Consider the following 19757-nt stretch of genomic DNA (forward strand, 5'->3'; position numbering starts at 1 on the left):
GGCGGCTGCAAGGGCAGACCACGCGCCTGTTCAGCCAGCCCCCGCCCGCGCGGCGGCGCTACTGACTCGCCGCCATCGGCATCTCGCCCTGCGGCAGCTTGGTATGCGAGAACACGTACTCCAGCGCCTCGGGCAGCGTGTCGATCCAGACCTGCCACTCGTGATCGCCGTCGATCACCCGGTATTCAACATCGTTCGGCTGGTGATCCCGCAACTTCTGGTAGAGCACCGCCCCATGGTAGGCGATGTCAAACACGTCATGGTCGCCCGAGTTGATATACATCGGCACAACCACGTCCCCGGCGAGGTAATCGTCCAGATAGGCAGTGTAGTTCAGCTCGGTCCACTTCTCGGGGTCGTAGTTGCCATCGGCGTCCAGATAGGCCGCATGGCGGTTGGCCGAGGAGCTCTCGGGCGGCTGCGGCACATAGGCCGCGGGCGACATCGCGGCACCGGCTGCGAACATCTCGGGATGCTCCAGCACAAAGTTCACCGTGCCGTAACCCCCGGCAGAGAGCCCACCAACGACCCGCCCCTCGCGCTCGGGGATCACCCGCCAGGTGGCCTCGATATGCGGGATGAGATCATCAAAAAATGCAGTTTCGGCAGGCTCGTTATATCCATCAACCCACCAGCTCAGGCTGCCCGGCATGATCACCACGGCAGGCGGCATCACCCCATCGGCAATCGCCTTGTCGAGCACCTGCTTGGCCTTGCCATCCACCACCCAGCTCGTCTCGTTGCCGCCCGAGCCGTGCAGCAGATACATATGCGGATAGGTCAGCCCGCTCTCCGCGTAGCCGTCGGGCAGATAGACTGTATAGGCATAATCCCGCCCCAAGGTCTCCGAGGCGAAGCTGTAGGTGGCGATCTCACCGGCGAAACTCGGAAAAGCACAAAGGGCCGCAGGCGCGGCACAAAACAGGATCTTCATGAAAACCTCCCATGCAGGCAGACCGGAATGGCTGCCCTTGGGGAAGGCTCGCAAGGGCAAAAACGCATGTCAACCGCACATATGCAACCTTCACGCGAGCGGCGGCAAGCTGCGCATATGAAAAGGGCCCCCGTATCGGGAGGCCCTTCTGATTGTGTCGTCGCTGTGCCCGATCAGTCGATCATCGGCAGCAGCTTGTTCACCGAGTCTTTGGCGTCGCCGTAGAACATCCGGGTGTTGTCCTTGAAGAACAGCGGGTTCTCGATCCCCGAGTAACCCGTGCCCTGCCCCCGCTTGGAGACGAACACCTGCTTGGCCTTCCACACCTCCAGCACGGGCATGCCCGCGATGGGGGAGTTCGGGTCGTCCTGGGCGGCCGGGTTCACGATGTCGTTCGAGCCGATGACGATCACCACGTCGGTCGAGGGGAAGTCGTCGTTGATCTCGTCCATCTCGAGAACAATGTCATAGGGCACCTTGGCCTCGGCCAGCAGCACGTTCATGTGTCCCGGCAGACGGCCCGCAACGGGGTGGATCGCAAAGCGCACCTCCTTGCCGGCGGCGCGCAGCTTGCGGGTCAGCTCGCTGACCGCCCCCTGCGCCTGTGCCACGGCCATGCCGTAGCCCGGCACGATCACCACAGAGTCGGCCTCGTTCAGCGCGGTTGCCACGCCATCGGCCTCGATCGCCACCTGCTCGCCTTCCACGGCCATCTGCTCGCCGCCCCCGCCGCCGAAGCCGCCGAGGATCACGCTCACGAAATGCCGGTTCATGGCCTTGCACATGATGTAGCTGAGGATCGCACCCGAGGAGCCCACGAGGGCGCCCACCACGATCAGCAGGTCGTTGCCGAGGCTGAAGCCGATCGCCGCCGCCGCCCAGCCCGAGTAGCTGTTGAGCATCGAGACGACCACCGGCATGTCGGCCCCGCCGATGCCCATGATGAGGTGATAGCCGATGAAGAGCGCGGCCAGCGTCATCAGGAACAGCGGGAAGAAACCGCCAGTGCTCATGTACCAGAACAGGCAGAGCAGCGAGATCGCCGCAGCGCCAGCGTTCAGCATGTGCCCGCCCGGCAACTTGGTGGCCGCCGAGGTGACCTTGCCCGAGAGCTTGCCGAAGGCAATGACAGAGCCGGTGAAGGTGATCGCGCCGATGAACACGCCGAGGAAGAGCTCAACGGCGAGAATGTTCAGCTCGACCGGGGTTTTGTGCGCCACGATGGAGGCGAAGTAGCCCAGTTCGTCAGCCTGCGCCCCGTCCGCAACGAGGCGGATGGTGAAATGGGCGTTGTATCCCACGAAAACCGCTGCGAGGCCGACGAGGCTGTGCATCGCCGCCACAAGCTGCGGCATCTCGGTCATCTGCACCTTGGTGGCCACCATGTAGCCGATCACCCCGCCGCCCGCGATGAGCAGCAGCGTCAGAAGCCAGAGGCCCGAGCCGGGGCCGATGAGCGTGGCCAGCACGGCCAGCCCCATGCCCACGATCCCGTACCAGACAGCCCGCTTGGCGCTTTCCTGCCCCGAGAGGCCGCCCAGCGAGAGGATGAAGAGAACAGCGGCAACAACGTAGGCCGCAGTGGTAAATCCGTAATCCATTGCTCCTGCCTCCCCTTACGATTTCTGGAACATGGCGAGCATGCGCCGGGTGACGAGGAAGCCGCCGAAGATGTTGATCCCGGCCATGAAGACCGAGAGCGCAGCGAGCAGGACCACGAGGAACGAGCTGGAGCCCATCTGCAACAACGCGCCAACGATGATGATCGAGGAGATCGCGTTGGTCACCGCCATCAGCGGCGTGTGCAGGGAGTGCGAGACGTTCCAGATCACCTGGAAGCCCACGAAGACAGAGAGCACAAAGACGATGAAGTGCTGCATGAAGCTCGCCGGGGCCACCAGACCCACGGCCAGAAGCAGCACCGCGCCCACGGTGATCAGCGTCACCTGTTGCTTGGTCTGCGCCTTGAAGGCCGCAGCCTCCTGCGCCTTCTTCTCCTCGGGCGTCAGCTCCTTGGGCTTTTCCTTCTTTACAGCCGCAATTGCCTGAACTTTCGGCGGCGGCGGCGGGAAGGTGACTTCGCCGTCATGCGTTACCGTCGCACCGCGGATCACGTCATCTTCCATGTTGTGGTTGATGACACCGTCCTTCTCGGGCGTCAGATCCGTCATCATGTGGCGGATGTTGGTGGCGTAAAGCGTGGAGGACTGGGTGGCCATCCGGCTCGGGAAGTCGGTGTAGCCCACGATGGTCACGCCATTGTCGGTCACGATCTTCTCGTCCGCCTTGGTCAGCTCGCAGTTGCCGCCGCGCTCGGCGGCCAGGTCCACGATCACCGAGCCAGGCTTCATCATCTCGACCATGTCCTTGGTCCAGAGCACGGGCGCGGCGCGGTTCGGGATGAGCGCGGTACAGATGACGATGTCGATATCGGGCGCCATCTCGCGGAATTTCTCGAGCTGCTTTTCGCGGAACTCGGGGCTGGAGGGGGCCGCATAACCGCCCGTGGCGGCACCATCGGCCTGCTCCTCGTCAAAGTCGAGGAAGACAAACTCCGCGCCCATCGATTCGATCTGCTCGGCCACTTCTGGCCGCACGTCGAAGGCATAGGTGATCGCGCCGAGGCTGGTGGAGGTGCCGATGGCCGCAAGGCCGGCAACACCCGCACCGATCACCAACACCTTCGCCGGGGGCACCTTGCCCGCCGCCGTCACCTGACCGGTGAAGAAGCGGCCAAAGTTGTTGCCCGCCTCGATCACTGCGCGATACCCGGCGATATTGGCCATCGAGCTGAGCGCATCCATCTTCTGGGCGCGGCTGATGCGGGGCACCATTTCCATTGCGACAACGGTCGCACCCTTCTTGGCGAGATCGGCCATCTGAAGCTCGTTCTCGGCCGGGGCGAAGAAGCTGATCAGCGTCTGGCCCTTCTTGAGGCGTTTGGCCTCGGCATCGGTGGGCACGCGAACCTTGGCGATCACCTCGGCCTCTTTCCACAGCGCCCCGGCGGTTTTCACCACCGTCACACCGGCGGCCTCATAGGCGTCGTCGGTGAAGCCTGCGGCGGCACCCGCCCCGGCTTCAATCAGGCACTCGTGGCCCAGTTTTTGCAGTTGTGTGGCCGACTCCGGCGTCATGGCCACGCGGTTCTCGCCCTTGAGAACCTCCTTGGGCGTTCCGATTTTCAACGGATTGTCCCCCTTCCGTTTATGTCGCGCGCATTTTGCGCAGGCTGGCAGCGGCCTCTACCTATCACTTTGCGGAAATTTGTTACAACCAGAAGCGATGACGCAGCGACAAAAGTCTAAAGCCACCGCCGCACCCGGCCCGCCCAGGCCTCGAACTGGGGTCCGAAGGCCTTTTGCAAACGGGCTTCTTCGGGGGCGATGAACCGGTCGGTGATGAGCCAGCAGAACAGCGGCACCAGCACAGCAAGTGCAAGCCAGCCCCCCCAGTACGCGCAAAAACCGGAAAGGATCATGGCATCGCCAAGATAGATCGGGTTGCGCGAACGGCTGTAGACACCAGAAGTGATCAAGGCCTCCGCCTCGCGGTGCGGCACAATGGAGGTGCGCGCCCGGCGGAATTCCATCACCGCCAGCGCCAGCAGCAACAGCCCGCCGCCCACCAGCAGCCCGCCCAGCATATCCGTCAGAGGGTGCGACCATGTGAGAGAGGGAAAGCGGCTTGCCTGAAGCCAGGCCAGCGCGAGGAACAGCACCAGCCACACGGGCGGCATATCGAACCAGCGCAACGCGGCGCGCCAGCCTGTCTCTCCTGTCGGTCCCTGCATCGCGGCTCCCTCTGCTCGGGCGCGATATTCACGAAGTGGAATGTAATGTCCAGCCCGGTCTTTCCCGGTCAGCCCACGCTCTTCAGCCCGGGCCGTGCGCCGCGCGCATGCCACTCGCGCACCGCGCAGCCGAAGGCTTCGAAGAGCGGCCGGCTCACCGGGTCTTCGGCGGCGTTGTATTCCGGGTGCCATTGCACCGAGAGCGTGAAGCCCGGCGCATCGCGCACGGTGATCGCCTCGGGCGTGCCATCGGGGGCCACCCCTTCGATCTGGATGCGCGGGCCGGGGTTTTTGATGCCCTGCCCGTGCAACGTGTTCGTCATCACCTCGGTCGCACCGAAGACCTCGTGAAACTGGCTGCCCTCAGTGAGCGTCACCTTGTGGCGGAGGGCGAACTTTTCTTCCAGCGTGCCGTCCGGGGGCATGCGATGGTTCATCCGGCCTGGCAACTCGCGAATTTCGGGGTGCAAGGTGCTGCCCATGGCCACGGCCACCTCCTGAAACCCGCGGCAGATACCGAGGAATGGCTGACCGACCTCCACGCAGGCCCGGATCAGCGGCAGCGCAATGGCATCGCGAGCCCGGTCGAACGCGCCATGCGCCTCGGTTTCCGCCTCGCCGTATTCTTCGGGGTGCACATTGGGCCGCCCGCCGGGGAAGACGAAGCCATCGCACATATCCATCAGTTCGGCCACGTTCACGAAGCGCGGATCGGCGGGGATGAGCACCGGCATCGCCCCCGTCACCTGCGCCACCGCATCCGAGTTCATCGTGCCCCCGGCATGGACGGGGTACTGATCATTCATCAGATACGAGTTGCAAATTATGCCGACGATGGGACGTGTCATGAGCGTGATCCTGCCATATGCCTTGCCTACAATATAGCTTTGCACGAACAGACCTTAAACCCGCCTATGTGATGCACCAGCGCACAACGTTCCTGCCCCTCTCTGCATAGGCGCGCGGCAGGTTCGCGGCCCGATGCCCGCAAAACCTGCAACATCTGCCACGCCCGCGTGATGCTGACTGCGCCCCTCGGTCACGGCGCCGAGACCCCGCTGAAACCTTTCCGAACACGGCGACGTGAGCATCGGTGAGCGCCTCGCGGCCAAAGCCCAAATGGTTGACACAACAGCAGCCGCCCCGCGCGGGAATGTCTCAAGACATACATCAAAAACCTCAAGTCCCGCGCCGAAACGGCAGCGGGCCCGCGCCGCAACATCCACTCACACTCTGGTGATGCGCGGAACTGCACAGGCAGGGCCGCAGGTTTTGCCATTTTTTCAGCGGCTTGGATGACCCAATTCATCACCACGGCCAGCGGGCAACGGCGCCTAGGGATGACGGCGCTCCGCAGGCACAACCGAAACCGCTCCACCGGGGCCCAACTTCAACCGCCCGATCCCGGGCATTCACGATTGTAAAAAACCAAGGAGACAAACCATGACCTTCGCAAAAACCTCCATCCTCGCTCTTGCCGCCGCAGCCATCTCCGCGCCCGCTTTCGCAGATCCGACCTCTCTGGCCGGGTCCGTCGGTGTGGAGCCCGGCGTCTACTCGGTCGAGCAGCTGATCCAGCTCAAGGGCCTCGACGACGGCGACAACGCCCAGCGCCAGTACATCCTCGACAACCCCGAGGGCACCGGCGGCGGCGTCGCCTCCAAGTCGGTCGTCACCTCCAGTGCCGCCAGTGGCAAGCTGGCCGCCTCGGTCGGTGTCGAGCCGGGCGTCTACTCGGTTGAGCAGCTTCTTCAGCTGAAGGGCCTCGAAGATGGTGACAACGCCCAGCGCGCCTTCATCCTGGACAACCCGCGGGGTGCCGGTGGCGACATGGCGTCCAAGTCGGTGACCAGCAATTCCGCCGCGGCTGACAAGCTTGCCGCCTCCGTCGGCGTCGAGCCGGGCCTCTATTCCGTCGAGCAGCTGATCGGCCTCGCGGCGCTGGACGATGGCGACAACGCACGCCGGGCGCACATCCTGGAGAACCCGGCGTTCGGCGGCTGAACCGCGCGCTCCACCCTCCCGGAAGGCGCATGGGTCACACGACCCATGCGCCTTTTTTGTTGTTCCTTTGGAGCACCGGCCTTCACCGCTGCGCGTTCCACCTCGAGAATGCCCAGATCGTTCCACGCGAAGCTGCACAGGGCGCAGGGCATTCCGCCACCTCCTCGCCCTCAAGATGGGTTCCCATGTCCAAGTTAGCTCGAACGGGAGGCCAAGTGGCCTCAACACCCCGGACGCCCCAAATCTTCAAGGCGCCCGCCCGGTGCGGCGGCGGCGCGCGACCGGGGCAGCCCCTCCGCCGGGGCCTGACCTTTCAACCTCTCCGGTTGTCTCCCAACTGGCGCGCGGCTCTCTCCCGCGCGCCCTTTTTGCGTCCGGATCAACCCTTCGCCTTGGCCTCGATCCGGCGCGCCTGAAGGATGTTCTGGGTATAGCCCGATGGCTCGTCCCGACCCCGAAACACCAGATCGCAGGCCGCCTGGAAGGCCACGCCGTCGAAAGCCGGGGCCATCGGCCTGTAAGCCGGATCGCCCGCGTTCTGCTGGTCCACCACGGCGGCCATCTTCTTCAGCGCTTCCATCACCTGATCCTGACTCACCACGTCATGCAGCAACCAGTTCGCAAGGGCCTGTGCGGAGATGCGAAGCGTGGCGCGGTCTTCCATCAGCGGCAGGTCGTTGATGTCGGGCACCTTGGAGCAGCCAACGCCCTGATCGACCCAGCGCACCACGTAGCCCAGCAGGCTCTGGCAGTTGTTCTCCAGCTCGGTCTGCACCTCACCGCCGGGCAACTCCCCCTCCTGAAGCGGGATCGTCAGCAACTCGTCCAGCGAGCGACGCACTTCCCCCTTCGATTGCTCCGAAATCTCGTAGAGCCGGGCAAACACGTCGGTCTCGTGGTAATGCGTCGCATGCAGCACGGCAGCGGTGGGCGACGGCACCCAGGCCGTCGTGCCGCCCTGCATGAGGTGGCCCTTCTTCTGCACCAGCATCCCGGCCATGTCGTCGGTCATGGCCCACATGCCCTTGCCGATCTGCGCCCGGCCCTTCAGCCCGCATTGCAGCGAGATATCCACGTTGCGATCTTCATAGGCCTGAAGCCAGGTCGCGCCCTTCATCCGGCCCTTGGGCACCATCGGCCCGGCCTCGATCGAAGTATGGATTTCATCGCCGGTCCGATCGAGGAAGCCCGTGTTAACGAAGGCAATGCGCCCGGCGGCGGCGGCGATACAGGCCTTGAGGTTGGCCGAGGTGCGGCGCTCCTCATCCATGATGCCGATCTTGATGGTGTTCTTGCGCAGCCCCAGCACGGTTTCCACCGCCTCGAAGGTCTGGCAGACGAAGGCCACCTCTTCAGGCCCGTGCATCTTGGGCTTCACGATGTAGATCGAGCCCTTGGGCGAGTTGCGCGGGCGCTCCTTGTCGGCGCCCATGACGTCATGCATGGCGCAGAGCGGCGTGATGAGCGCGTCGAGCAGCCCCTCGGGCACACGGTTGCCCTCCGGGTCCAGCACAGCGTCGGTATACATCAGCAGGTCAACATTGCGCACCAGCATCAGCGCGCGGCCTTTCAGCAGCGCGGGGCGCCCGGCCTTGCTCTCGAAGCCGATGTCGGGGTTCAGCTCGCGCACGTAGGCATTCTCGCCCGCGCCAACCTGCGCCGTCAGATCGCCCTTCATCAGGCCAAGCCAGTTGCGGTAGGCCAGCAGCTTGTCTTCCGCATCCACCACGGCAACAGAGTCTTCCATGTCCATGATCGTGGAGACGGCGGCCTCAAGGAAGATGTCGGCAATTCCGGCCGGGTCGGCCTTGCCGATCGGGTCGGCGCGGTCGATGAACATCACGATGTGCAACCCGTTGGCACGAAAGTAGACGTCGGTGATCTTGCCTTTCTCGTCTCGGTTGCAGCCCGCATATTGATCGGGGTCGGCCAGCTCGGTGGAATGCTTGCCGGCAATCACCATCAGCTTGCCCTGCCCGCCCGGCGCCATGGTGCTTACCTCGGCCCAGGAGCCCTTCTTCAGCGGCAGCACCTTGTCGAGATGCGCCTTGGCCCAGGCCACCACCTGCTTGCCGCGCGCCTCGTCGAATGCGCCCTTGGGCGGCAGCGATCCCATCGCATTGGTGCCGTAGAGCGCATCGTAAAGCGAGCCCCAGCGGGCGTTGGCGGCGTTCAGCGCAAAGCGGGCGTTGGTGATCGGCACCACAAGCTGCGGCGCGCAAACCGATGAAATCTCTGGGTCGATTCCCTCCGGCTCAACCGAAACCTCCTCGGGCTCTTCCACGAGGTAGCCGATTTCGGCGAGCATCGCTTTGTAAGCCGCCATCTCCGGCGCGCCCCGGTTGGCGACGTGATAAGCGTCGATCTTTTCCTGCAACTCCTGCCGCTTGGCCAGCAACGCGCCATTCTTCGGCCCAAAGGCCTTAACCAGCGCAGCCATGGCAGCCCAAACTGCCTCTGCCTCAACCCCGGTGCCGGGAACGGCTTCGTTTTCCACGAAAGCGGCCAGGTCTGCATTCCACTGCAGCCCGGCTTTCTCAATGCGGTCAGTCATGTAATTGTCCCTGTTCTCAAATCCGCGGCAGAGGCGGTGCCGCGAAATGCAGACTAGGCCAAATGCGGGGGTGTCGCAATCTGGCCGAGCCGCATTTCAGACTGTGGGTCCGGGAACAGGACGGGCGGTCTCAGTCGCCGGTGGGAGCAATCACGCCGCCTTCGGGGGTGGCGTCGCGGGGCGTGTTGCCCTCGTCAGCGGACCAGGTTAGCCAGGCCGCGATGGCGAGGACGCCCACCAGCACGGCCGCGCCGATGCCCAGCAGCGGGCCGGAGTGATTCTTCTTTTGTTTCTCGATATTGGTGTCGGGAGCCGACATGATGTCTCCTCTCTCGTGTCAGTATGGCACCTCCTTGGAGGCACCCTAGGGCTCGGGGTTTGACCGGTTGCTGAGCCCGCTTCGGGGGCATAACGTCCGGGCAGCCGATTTGTTTCATTTCCGCGCAGGAGCCCCATGAAAGACGCCGCCCCCCAGCCCGTTCGCCTGGCCGAGTACACGCCCTTCCCCTTCGTCGTCGAACAGGTAGAGCTGTGGTTCACCCTCGCCGGGGCCGACACGCGGGTGCGCTCGAAAATTCGCTTCGCCCCCAACCCCGCCACCGATGCAGCGCAGGAGATCTTCCTGCACGGCAAGGAGCTTGAGCTGATCTGGGCAAAGATCGACGGGGCCGAGGTGGCGCCTTCGGTGGGAGCGAAGGGCCTCACCTGCCCGGTGCCCAACGGCGCCTTCACCTGGGAAGCCGAGGTGCGGATCGACCCCACCACCAACACCTCGCTCGACGGCCTGTACACCTCGGGCGGAATGTATTGCACCCAATGCGAGGCCGAGGGCTTCCGCAAGATCACCTTCTACCCCGACCGCCCCGATGTGATGGCCCCCTTCCGCGTGCACATCGAGAGCGATGCGCCGGTGCAGCTTTCCAACGGCAACCCGGTGGAGCCGGGCGTATGGGATGACCCCTGGCCCAAGCCCGCCTATCTTTTCGCGCTGGTGGCAGGCGATCTGCGCGCCTTTTCCAGCGATTTCAAAACCGTATCGGGCCGTGACGTGGAGTTGAACATTTGGGTCCGCCCGGGCGATGAATCCCGCGCCGAATACGCGATGGACGCGCTGAAACGCTCGATGACATGGGATGAAGAGACCTATGGCCGCGAGTATGACCTCGACGTGTTCAACATCGTCGCGGTGGACGATTTCAACATGGGCGCGATGGAAAACAAGGGCCTTAACATCTTCAATTCAAAGTATGTTCTGGCCTCGCCCGAAACCGCGACCGACACGGATTACGACTTCATCGAGGGGATCATCGCCCATGAATATTTTCACAACTGGACGGGCAACCGCATTACTTGCCGCGACTGGTTTCAGCTTTGCCTGAAAGAGGGGCTGACGGTGTTCCGCGACCAGCAGTTCAGCTCCGACATGCGCGGCGCGGCGGTGAAGCGGATCACCGAGGTGATGCAGCTGCGCGCCCGCCAGTTCCGCGAGGATCAGGGGCCGCTGGCGCATCCGGTGCGCCCGGAAGAATATATCGAGATCAACAACTTCTACACCGCGACCGTCTACGAAAAGGGCGCCGAGGTGATCCACATGCTGAAGGCGCTGGTGGGGGACGAGGGCTACGCCAAGGCGCTCGATCTTTACTTCGAGCGGCACGATGGCGATGCGGCGACCATCGAGGATTGGCTGAAGGTCTTCGAGGATGCAACGGGGCGCGACCTGACCCAGTTTTCGCGCTGGTATTCGCAGGCCGGCACACCCCGGCTGACGCTGGAAGAAAGCTTCAAGGATGGCACGCTAACTCTTGATTTCACACAGGAAACCAAACCAACCCCGGGCCAGCCGGAGAAGCGCCCACAGGTGATCCCCATCGCCGTGGGCCTCATTGGGCCGAACGGCGACGAGGTGGTGGAAACCCGCGTTCTGGAGATGAACGGAACCCGCCAGAGCTTTGAATTCAAAGGGCTTTCCGCCAAACCCATCGCCTCCGTCCTGCGCGGCTTCTCCGCCCCGGTGGTGCTGGAGCGCCCGCTCGACAATGCCACCCGCGCCTTCCTGCTCGCCCATGACACCGACCCGTTCAACCGCTGGGAGGCGGGCCGCGTGCTGGGCAAAGAAGTGCTCACCCGGATGATCACCGAGGGCGCCGCCCCCGCGCCGGATCTGCTCACCGGCCTTCACCGCGTCATCTCCGACAACAGCCTTGATCCGGCCTATCGGGCGCTGATGCTGGGGCTGCCCTCGGAAGACGACCTGGCTCAAACGCTCTTCGATAGCGGCCATGTGCCGGACCCGACCGCGATTCACGAGGCGCGTGAACGGCTGCTGGAGGCAATAGCCCGTGAGATGGAGCCCACCCTCGCAAGCCTTCATGAAGAAATGGAAACCCCCGCGCCCTACTCCCCCGATGCCACGGATGCGGGCAAGCGCGCGCTGCGCACGGCCTGTCTTGGGCTGCTGTCGCGGCTGGACGGCTGCGCGCGGGCCGCGGCGCTGTTCGAGGCGGCCGACAACATGACCGAAGAACTTGCTGCCCTCGCGGTGCTCACCCGCCACGGCAAGGGCGAGGCGGCGCTGGCGGCCTTCTACGAAAAGTGGCGGCACGACCGGCTGGTGATGGACAAATGGTTCATGCTGCAAGTGGTGCAGGCCCCGGCAGGGACCATGGCCGAAACCGCCCGCGCCCTCACCGAGCACCCTGATTTCGACTGGAAAAACCCCAATCGCTTCCGCTCGGTGCTGGGCGCGATGCAGGCCAACCCGGCGGGCTTCCACCGCGCCGACGGGGCCGCCTACCGGCTTTATGCCGACTGGCTCATCAAGCTCGACCCTGTGAACCCGCAAACCACCGCGCGAATGAGCACGGCCTTCGAGACATGGCGGCGCTACGATGCCGACCGCCAGCAGATGATCCGCGCCGAGCTGGAGCGGATCGCGGCGCTCGACGGGCTTTCGGAGAACACCGGCGAGATGGTGGGGCGGATCCTGGGGTGAGTTGGCTTCCTCGGGATCGTCCCGAGAGGAGAAGGTTCAACTCTTCTCCGGCCGCGCCTTGGGGCGCATCGTCGACAGGGGGCGGCAGTAGCTTTGCTTCTGCGTGTAAGCCGCGATGTCGGCGCGCTTCTTGCGATAGACCATCGGCCCCCAATCCGCCGCCACCCCGCCCTTGCCGCCCGCGCCCACCACGCCGTCGCGCCGCACCGTTTTGGTCATGATGCGGATCGCGCAACTAAGGTTGGTGGGGCCATGCAGTAGCGCCGCCCCGGTGCCTGCGCGGCACCTGTAAAGCCGGGCGGTAGAGGGCGTGATCTGCAAAAGCCCATGCCATCGCCCGCCGCCGCCCACCGCGCGGGGACGATAGGTGCTTTCGTGCTTGGCCAGCGCCGAAAGGAAACCGACCCAGAATTCCGCCCGTTTATCAAGCGACTGTGTGGCATAGCTCGGACAGAACTGGGCGATGTCCTGCGGCACGAACTCCAGCAGCGGGCGGCCATGGGCCTTCAGTGCCGAAATGGCGGCACGGGTCCAGATGGTGCTGCCCGGCACCGTCTCCCAGCGCGTCCGCGGCAGGGCAACAGGCCGGGCCCGGGGGCGCAGGCGGGTGATCCGGGGCACCGCCTCTGCCAGACCGTCGGGCAGCGGCCCGCCCATCGCCGAGATACGCGGCACCGGGCGCAGGGCCGAGACCTCTGCACAGGCCGCGACAGGCAGCACTAAGGCGACCGCAGCCGCAAGGATCGGTAAAGAGCCCCTCATGGCCAGCAATCAGGACGCAATTGCAAAGGTTTAGCAAGGGGTCTTGAGGTGGCAGGCTGGCTGATTGATGCCGATGGGTGAACAATTCCAGCGGAAGATCACCGATTGGCGCAGTGTCATAACCAATTTCAATGTCCCTGCACCCTCAAGGCCCATCTTCGCAAACCCGCCCTAAAGCCGGGTAAACCCACCGCCTTGCCCCCTTGTCGCCAAGGGCCTAGAAGGGCCTGAAACAGCTGCGGAGTGCCCCATGCTCGACCTCACATATGAAGCCCCCAAACCCAAGGTGATTTCCGGCGCGACCGGCGATTGGGAGCTGGTGATCGGGATGGAGGTGCATGCGCAGGTCAGCTCGAAGGCCAAGCTCTTCTCCGGGGCCTCCACCCAGTTTGGTGCCGAGCCCAACAGCAACGTCGCCTTCGTGGACGCGGGCATGCCGGGCATGCTGCCTGTCATCAACGAGGGCTGCGTGGCGCTGGCGGTGAAAACCGGGCTGGGCCTCAAGGCCGAGATCAACCTGCGCTCCGCCTTCGACCGCAAGAACTACTTCTACCCCGACCTGCCGCAGGGCTACCAGATTTCGCAGCTCTACCACCCGATCGTCGGTGAGGGCGAGGTGCTGGTGGAGATGGGCGAAGGCGTCGCCCGCAAGGTGCGCATCGAGCGCATCCACCTCGAGCAGGATGCGGGCAAGTCGATCCACGACATGGACCCGAACATGAGCTTCGTGGACCTCAACCGCACCGGCGTGGCGCTGATGGAAATCGTCAGCCGCCCCGACATTCGCGGCCCCGAAGAGGCGGCGGCCTATATCGCCAAGCTGCGCCAGATCCTGCGCTACCTCGGCACCTGCGACGGCAACATGCAAAACGGCAACCTGCGGGCCGATGTGAACGTCTCTGTCTGCCGCCCCGGCCAGTACGAAAAGTATCAGGAAACGCAGGATTTTTCGCACCTCGGCACGCGCTGCGAGATCAAGAACATGAACTCCATGCGCTTCATCCAGCAGGCCATCGACCACGAGGCCAAGCGGCAGATCGCGATTCTGGAAGACGGCGGCAGCATCGACCAGGAAACCCGCCTCTACGATCCGGACAAGGGCGAAACCCGCTCGATGCGCTCTAAGGAAGAGGCGCATGATTACCGCTACTTCCCCGACCCCGACCTGCTGCCGCTGGAGATCGAGCAGGGCTGGGTGGATGACATCGAAGCAAGCCTGCCGGAGTTGCCCGACGCCAAGAAGGCGCGTTTCATGGGCGACTTCGGGCTGAGCGACTATGACGCCTCCGTGCTGACCGCCGAGGTGGAGGCCGCGGACTTCTTCGAGAAGGCCGCCGAGGGCCGAGACGGCAAGCTGGCCGCGAACTGGATCATCAACGAGCTTTATGGCCGGTTGAAGAAAGACGAGAAGGAGCTGGGCGAAAGCCCCGTCTCGCCCGCCCAGATCGGCCAGATCATCGACCTCATCAAGAGCGACGCCATCAGCGGCAAGATCGCCAAGGATGTCTTCGAGATCTGCTACACCTCGGGCCGCGAGCCGGAGGAGATCGTCGAGACCGAGGGCATGAAGCAGGTCACCGATACCGGCGCCATCGAGGCCGCCGTGGACGAGGTGATCGCCGCCAATCCGGGCCAGGTGGAGAAGGCCAAGGCCAATCCCAAGCTGGTCGGCTGGTTCGTGGGGCAAGTGATGAAGGCGACCGGCGGCAAGGCCAATCCGAAGGCGGTCAACGAGCTGGTTTCCGCCAAGCTGGGGCTATAACACCGGTCAATCGCTGCTGGGCTATAACAAAAGCTGATATGCACAACCCATGCACATCCCGTGCACAATCCATGCATACGGCACTCGCAGAAGTTGCTGAAGGGTTAGGCAAAAGCGCCACAGCAATTTTGAATTGGCGCGGCTCGCGGGCCGGTGCTTGGACTCATCCCGCGCCGCGCGTTAGGCTGGCGCGCGTGACTTGAATCAGGGGGCAAGGATGCCGCGTTACGAATATCGTGTGGTGCCCGCGCCGGAGCGCGGCAAGAAGGCGAAGGGGGCCAAAGGCACCTCTGGCCGCTTCGCCGTGGCGCTGCAAGACGTGATGAACGAGATGGGCGCAGCGGGCTGGGAATACCAGCGCACCGATACCCTGCCCTGCCAGGAGCGTGTGGGCCTGACCGGCAAGCAGACGACCTTCCAGCACATGCTGGTGTTCCGCCGGGAGCTGGCCGAGGAGGCGGTGAGCGACGAGGAGGTGGCCGGGCTGCTGGCCGCTCCGGAAGACGACGCCGAAGAGGTCGCCGCTGTGCCCGAGCCGGAAGCACAACCAACCGAAAAGGCCGCCCCCGCAGAAAAGCGTGACGCCGTGGCCGCCGCCCGCGATGCCGCCGCGGCCCTGTCAGCCCGCGCCCACGAAGGCAAGGCCCCGGCGCTTGGCCCGGCGACCCCGAGCGACAAGCCCGCCAACAAGGCCGACGTCGCGGCGGAATAATCCGCGCGCGCAATCGAGGAGCAGGCCCGCCCTTCCGGGGCGGGCTTTTTGGTTGGGCTTGGCTGATTGGGCCATGCGCCGCGCGCCGCCCTACACCTCTATGGCGAGTGCGTGGATGCGCGGAAACAGGTCGGCCACAGCCGCGTTCACCGCCCTGTGCTTTGCCACCCGGCTCTTGCCGTCGAGCGCCTCCGCCTCCATCCGCACGCGAAAGTGGCTGCCGTCCGGCGAATATCCGCCGTGCCCCCGGTGCTGCTCGCTCTCATCAAGCACCTCTAGGCTTCGGGGCGCAAAGGCCTGCTGAAGACGTGTCTCGATTTCCGATGCAAGTGTCATTTTTTCTTCTGCCCCCTTCTCTCTCGGCACGAAAAGACTAAACTTCATGGTCCGAGTCGAACAGGTTTGCCAAACACGCGGGGCAGCAGGCATGAACAGAGACGATCCATTTGGTTTCGATATGTCCGTATCTTCGGACAAGAAGAAACGCCAGAAGGGCCGTCGCGGCATGTCGGGCGCCTTCGAAACCTCCAAGCGCACCTGCGAGCATGACGGCTGCGAAGAGCCCGCGCATTACCGGGCGCCGAAGAATCCCGACACGCTGGATGACTACTACTGGTTCTGCAAGGAACACGTGCGCGAATACAATCTGAAGTGGAATTTCTTCAACGGCGCGACCGAGGAAGAGATGGACGCCCAGATCGACAGCGACCGGGTGTGGAACCGCGATACCAAGCCCTTCCGCCGCTCCGCCGAAGAGAAGGCCTGGGCCCGGCTCGGCGTGGATGACCCACACCAGGTGCTGGGCGAGAACGCCACGCAAAACCCGGGCCGTCGCGGCAACAACGGCGGTCGTCGCCTGCCCCCCACCGAGCGCCGCGCCCTGGAGATCCTCGAAGCCAAGGACAACATGACCAAGGCCGAGATCCGCAAGAGCTACAAGGCGCTCATCAAGGTGCTTCACCCTGACATGAACGGTGGAGACCGCAGCCAGGAAGAACAGCTGGGTGAGGTCGTCTGGGCCTGGGATCAGATCAAGGACAGCCGCAGCTTCAAGTAACCATTGAGGCTGCGCTTCAGCTGCGCGGCGTGCACCGCCGTACCATCCTGTCCAGGCTGCCGGTCACCCCGCGCGCGGTAAACTCGAAGCGGGTGCCAAACGGGTCCACCACGGTGAACTTGCCGTTGCTGTCAGCCTGCTCCAGCGCCACCAGCCGGTTCAGCACCGCCTTGGCCTCGCGCACGCTTTCCACCTGTAGGTAGAACTGCGGCGAGGGGAAGGTGTTCTTCATCACGAACTCGCGGCCCGCAATATCGAGCCGGGCCACGCCGCCCGGCGGCACCCGGCGCGGCGCGATGAACTCGGGGAAGATGCCCCGGCCGTCGCGCGCGTCGTAGAGCGAAAACTGGGTGCGCCCGCCCGGGCCGGTGCTGCATGTGCCGTCCACGCAGCTCACCACCTGGCAAGCGGCATAGCTCGAGCCCACGCCCCGCTGGGTGTAGAACAGCCAGGCGCCAAGGCGGTCGATCAGGGTGAATTCGGCGCGCGCAGGCTGCGGCGCGATCAGGGCAGGCAACAGGGCGATGAGGCACACGACAAGCGTCGACCGCAAAACAACTCCTGGAAAAAACATTTCGTTATCTGACCTGTGGCAGCAAATCCCGTCCAGCCTAACCTCTGCGGAAAGCACTGTCACGGTGCCCTTTTCGTCAGGGCGCAGGACCGGTGCTTTTTCGCCTGCCCCGCCCGTGGGGCCCCTGCCCTTGCACCTGCCCGCGATATGGGGCACCACGCGATGGACAGATCACGCGCGGCCCCGTGCCCCGGGGTGCGCGCCAGCGGCGAAGGCAAGTGCGATGACGGACGAGGCAATGAAACCCACCGAAGAAATCTCGGTCCGCGAGGTGTTCGGGATCGACAGCAACATGGTGGTGAAGGGTTTCGCCGAGGCGACAGACCGCGTGCCCGACATTGACAGCACCTACAAGTTCGACCCCGACACCACGCTGGCAATTCTCGCGGGCTTCTCGCACAACCGCCGCGTCATGATCCAGGGCTACCACGGCACCGGCAAGTCGACCCATATCGAACAGGTCGCCGCCCGCCTCAACTGGCCCGCCGTCCGGGTGAACCTCGACAGCCACATCTCCCGGATCGACCTGATCGGCAAGGATGCGATCAAGCTGCGCGACGGCAAGCAGGTGACCGAGTTCCACGAGGGCATCCTGCCCTGGGCGCTGCGCAACCCGGTGGCGATTGTCTTTGATGAGTATGACGCAGGCCGCGCCGACGTGATGTTCGTGATCCAGCGGGTGCTGGAGCATGACGGCAAGCTCACCCTGCTCGACCAGAACGAGATCATCACGCCCAACAAGTATTTCCGCCTGTTTGCAACGTCGAACACGGTGGGCCTCGGCGACACCACGGGCCTCTACCACGGCACCCAGCAGATCAACCAGGCGCAGATGGACCGCTGGAACCTCGTCGCCACGCTGAACTACCTCAGCCATGACGCCGAAACCGCGATCGTTCTGGCCAAGAGCCCGCATTACAACACCGAGAAGGGCCGCAAGCAGATTTCCCAGATGGTGACGGTGGCCGACCTCACCCGGACGGCCTTCATGAACGGCGATCTTTCCACGGTGATGAGCCCGCGGACGGTCATCAACTGGGCGCAGAACGCCGAGATCTTCCGCAACATCGGCTACGCCTTCCGCCTGACCTTCCTGAACAAATGCGACGAGCTGGAACGCCAGACCGTGGCCGAGTTCTATCAGCGCTGCTTCGACGAAGAGCTGCCCGAGAGCGCGGTTTCGATGGCGATGTAATGCTGCGGGGCCTTGTCGCCCTTGCTTTCGTGGCCTTCCTTGCCACGCCGCTATCTGCTTGGCCCGCCAGTTCCACGGAACGCCTCGCCTGCGCGGCACATTTCGCAGCCCGCGCTCACTGGCTCACCGGGATGGACAAGAACCCCGTGACGGCATCGCTGATGCAGCGCCGAAGCGACATGCTTTTCGAGCCAGTGCGGCAGTTGGGATCGGTTGATTGGGGCATCCTTCGTAGCAGCCCCTCGCACGATGAGGCGTTGCGCGCGCGGCTGGCGGAGTTCACCCACTACGTGCTGATCGGCTTTGCAAAGCGCGGAGAGGCCCGGCTTTGCATGGACGACCCGGCCTGCGTGAAATGCCTGCAAATTCTTCGGTTCCTCTGAACCGTCGCCCACGCGCCAAGCAATGACGCAGCTCCAAGACGCTCCGGCCCGACAACTAACCCCGGATTAACCCTGCTATGCGAGGCTGCCTCCAAGGGCAGTGCCATCGCCACAGGCACCAACGTTCTCAAACTGCCCGTTTGACAGGCGCATCCAAAGGCGCAATGGTCACTTCATGGGCAGAAAAAGAACAATGGCCCTCGCAGGGCTTCTGGCAGTTCTCTCCACACCGGCGCGGGCCGAACCGCTCGACATGGTCTTCGCCGCCTGCACCGGGCGCTTCTCGGCCCTGATGGAGCACCAGTGGCTCATCCCCACACCGGAGGTCGACACAACCACCCGCCGCCGCGCCGCGATGATCTCCCTGCTGGAGGCGGTGATGCCGGCAGGCCGGGGCCGCGAGGTGCTCGCCCGCCGGATCGAGGCCAAGCACGCCCAGGCGGTGCTGCTCACCCGCGCCACCTTCAACGACGACGCGGAAGATGCCCAATGGGCCGCCACCCGCGCAGAGGCCGAGATCGCCAGCTGCGCCGCGCTCTTGACGGGCTAGGCGCGTCCGGGGCCAGATGCGCCCATGCGCAACGCTGCCCTGCTCCTCCTCCTTCTCACCACGCCCGCCCCGGCGCATGACCTCGCCCAGCACGAAGACCTGCCCTACCTCGCCGCCGATTGCGCAGGCTACTGGCAGGCCGTCGCCGCCGCGCAAGGCAGCGCCGAAGCCGCCGCCCGCGCCGCAAGCTTCCGCGCCGCCGCGAAAGAGCTCAACCCGGCCCTCTCCACCGATATCGACTACGTGGCCGAAACCTCAACCACCCGCGCCCGCCAGATGCTGAAGGACGCAGCAGAGATCGCCGGCGCCGCCCGGCTGCTCCGCGAGCAGGAAGCCAGTTGCGCCGCCATTGGTGCGGTGCTGCCCGCAAAATGGGGCCTCCGCTAGCCGCAGAAGCCCCATCCCGTTCATTTTCTTGCTCAAAATACTCAGCCGCCCCTCGCAGCCAGCGCAACGCCCGAAAGTGCAGACGCGGGCAGCAC

The 19757-nt window shown here is 64.5% G+C and carries 19 protein-coding genes; 9 read left to right on the forward strand and 10 right to left on the reverse strand.

Annotated features, from left to right (window positions below):
• Positions 1-58 precede the first annotated feature (58 nt).
• From DYI42_RS15165 to DYI42_RS15185, 5 genes are all read right to left on the reverse strand, one after another.
• A complete protein-coding gene (locus DYI42_RS15165) occupies positions 59-934 on the reverse strand; it encodes an alpha/beta hydrolase (protein ID WP_213546839.1) in 876 nt (291 codons plus the stop codon).
• Between the two features lie 173 nt (positions 935-1107).
• Positions 1108-2535 (reverse strand): NAD(P)(+) transhydrogenase (Re/Si-specific) subunit beta, encoded by a 1428-nt coding sequence (locus DYI42_RS15170; RefSeq protein ID WP_213546840.1) that lies wholly within the window; start codon positions 2533-2535, stop codon positions 1108-1110.
• A 15-nt stretch (positions 2536-2550) separates the two neighbouring features.
• Positions 2551-4122, reverse strand: a complete 1572-nt coding sequence (locus DYI42_RS15175) for a Re/Si-specific NAD(P)(+) transhydrogenase subunit alpha (protein WP_213546841.1) — start codon at positions 4120-4122, stop codon at positions 2551-2553.
• 116 nt (positions 4123-4238) lie between these two features.
• The gene (locus DYI42_RS15180) at positions 4239-4727 is read right to left on the reverse strand and encodes a methyltransferase family protein (RefSeq protein ID WP_244867952.1); all 489 of its coding nucleotides are present in this window, start codon (positions 4725-4727) and stop codon (positions 4239-4241) included.
• 68 nt (positions 4728-4795) lie between these two features.
• Positions 4796-5575: a gamma-glutamyl-gamma-aminobutyrate hydrolase family protein gene (locus tag DYI42_RS15185; RefSeq protein ID WP_213546842.1), complete on the reverse strand. Its 780-nt coding sequence runs from the start codon at positions 5573-5575 to the stop codon at positions 4796-4798.
• Positions 5576-6170: 595 nt separating this feature from the next.
• Between DYI42_RS15185 and DYI42_RS15190 the strand changes: the two genes are divergently transcribed.
• Positions 6171-6731, forward strand: a complete 561-nt coding sequence (locus DYI42_RS15190; protein WP_213546843.1) for a hypothetical protein — start codon at positions 6171-6173, stop codon at positions 6729-6731.
• 379 nt (positions 6732-7110) lie between these two features.
• On the opposite strand, the gene DYI42_RS15195 is transcribed toward DYI42_RS15190, so the two are convergent.
• Positions 7111-9285: a malate synthase G gene (locus tag DYI42_RS15195; RefSeq protein ID WP_213546844.1), complete on the reverse strand. Its 2175-nt coding sequence runs from the start codon at positions 9283-9285 to the stop codon at positions 7111-7113.
• 130 nt (positions 9286-9415) lie between these two features.
• Entirely contained in the window at positions 9416-9604 is a 189-nt protein-coding gene (locus DYI42_RS15200) for a hypothetical protein (RefSeq protein WP_213546845.1), read from the reverse strand.
• A 135-nt stretch (positions 9605-9739) separates the two neighbouring features.
• Here DYI42_RS15200 and pepN point away from each other — a divergent pair, with 135 nt between their 5' ends.
• A complete protein-coding gene (gene pepN, locus DYI42_RS15205; protein ID WP_213546846.1) occupies positions 9740-12280 on the forward strand; it encodes an aminopeptidase N in 2541 nt (846 codons plus the stop codon).
• A gap of 36 nt (positions 12281-12316) precedes the next feature.
• Here pepN and DYI42_RS15210 read toward each other — a convergent pair whose 3' ends face one another.
• Positions 12317-13000, reverse strand: coding sequence for a transglycosylase SLT domain-containing protein (locus DYI42_RS15210; protein ID WP_342344669.1), 684 nt, complete (start codon positions 12998-13000; stop codon positions 12317-12319).
• Positions 13001-13292: 292 nt separating this feature from the next.
• On the opposite strand from DYI42_RS15210, the gene gatB reads away from it, so the two are divergent.
• Together gatB and DYI42_RS15220 are read left to right on the forward strand one after the other, a co-directional pair.
• Positions 13293-14804 carry an Asp-tRNA(Asn)/Glu-tRNA(Gln) amidotransferase subunit GatB gene (gene gatB / locus DYI42_RS15215; RefSeq protein WP_213546847.1) on the forward strand — a complete coding sequence of 504 codons (1512 nt, stop codon included), beginning with the start codon at positions 13293-13295 and terminating at the stop codon, positions 14802-14804.
• Positions 14805-15021: 217 nt separating this feature from the next.
• Positions 15022-15516: a DUF4177 domain-containing protein gene (locus DYI42_RS15220; RefSeq protein ID WP_213546848.1), complete on the forward strand. Its 495-nt coding sequence runs from the start codon at positions 15022-15024 to the stop codon at positions 15514-15516.
• A gap of 90 nt (positions 15517-15606) precedes the next feature.
• Here the strand turns inward: DYI42_RS15220 and DYI42_RS15225 are convergent, their stop codons facing one another.
• Complete coding sequence (locus tag DYI42_RS15225; RefSeq protein ID WP_213546849.1) at positions 15607-15852, reverse strand: BolA family protein; 246 nt, start codon at positions 15850-15852, stop codon at positions 15607-15609.
• Between the two features lie 91 nt (positions 15853-15943).
• On the opposite strand from DYI42_RS15225, the gene DYI42_RS15230 reads away from it, so the two are divergent.
• Complete coding sequence (locus DYI42_RS15230; protein ID WP_213546850.1) at positions 15944-16573, forward strand: J domain-containing protein; 630 nt, start codon at positions 15944-15946, stop codon at positions 16571-16573.
• A 16-nt stretch (positions 16574-16589) separates the two neighbouring features.
• Here DYI42_RS15230 and DYI42_RS15235 read toward each other — a convergent pair whose 3' ends face one another.
• Positions 16590-17090 (reverse strand): hypothetical protein, encoded by a 501-nt coding sequence (locus DYI42_RS15235; protein WP_213546851.1) that lies wholly within the window; start codon positions 17088-17090, stop codon positions 16590-16592.
• A gap of 280 nt (positions 17091-17370) precedes the next feature.
• Between DYI42_RS15235 and cobS the strand changes: the two genes are divergently transcribed.
• The 4 genes from cobS (at position 17371) to DYI42_RS15255 (ending at position 19662) form a co-directional block, all read left to right on the forward strand.
• Entirely contained in the window at positions 17371-18342 is a 972-nt protein-coding gene (gene cobS / locus DYI42_RS15240; RefSeq protein WP_213546852.1) for a cobaltochelatase subunit CobS, read from the forward strand.
• Entirely contained in the window at positions 18342-18725 is a 384-nt protein-coding gene (locus DYI42_RS15245; protein WP_213546853.1) for a hypothetical protein, read from the forward strand. Before cobS ends, DYI42_RS15245 begins: the two co-directional genes overlap by 1 nt.
• A gap of 175 nt (positions 18726-18900) precedes the next feature.
• Complete coding sequence (locus DYI42_RS15250) at positions 18901-19275, forward strand: hypothetical protein (RefSeq protein ID WP_213546854.1); 375 nt, start codon at positions 18901-18903, stop codon at positions 19273-19275.
• A 24-nt stretch (positions 19276-19299) separates the two neighbouring features.
• Entirely contained in the window at positions 19300-19662 is a 363-nt protein-coding gene (locus tag DYI42_RS15255; protein WP_213546855.1) for a hypothetical protein, read from the forward strand.
• Positions 19663-19757 lie beyond the last annotated feature (95 nt).

It is taken from the genome of Vannielia litorea, from assembly GCF_018424695.1.
In the GTDB taxonomy this organism is placed as follows: domain Bacteria; phylum Pseudomonadota; class Alphaproteobacteria; order Rhodobacterales; family Rhodobacteraceae; genus Vannielia; species Vannielia litorea_A.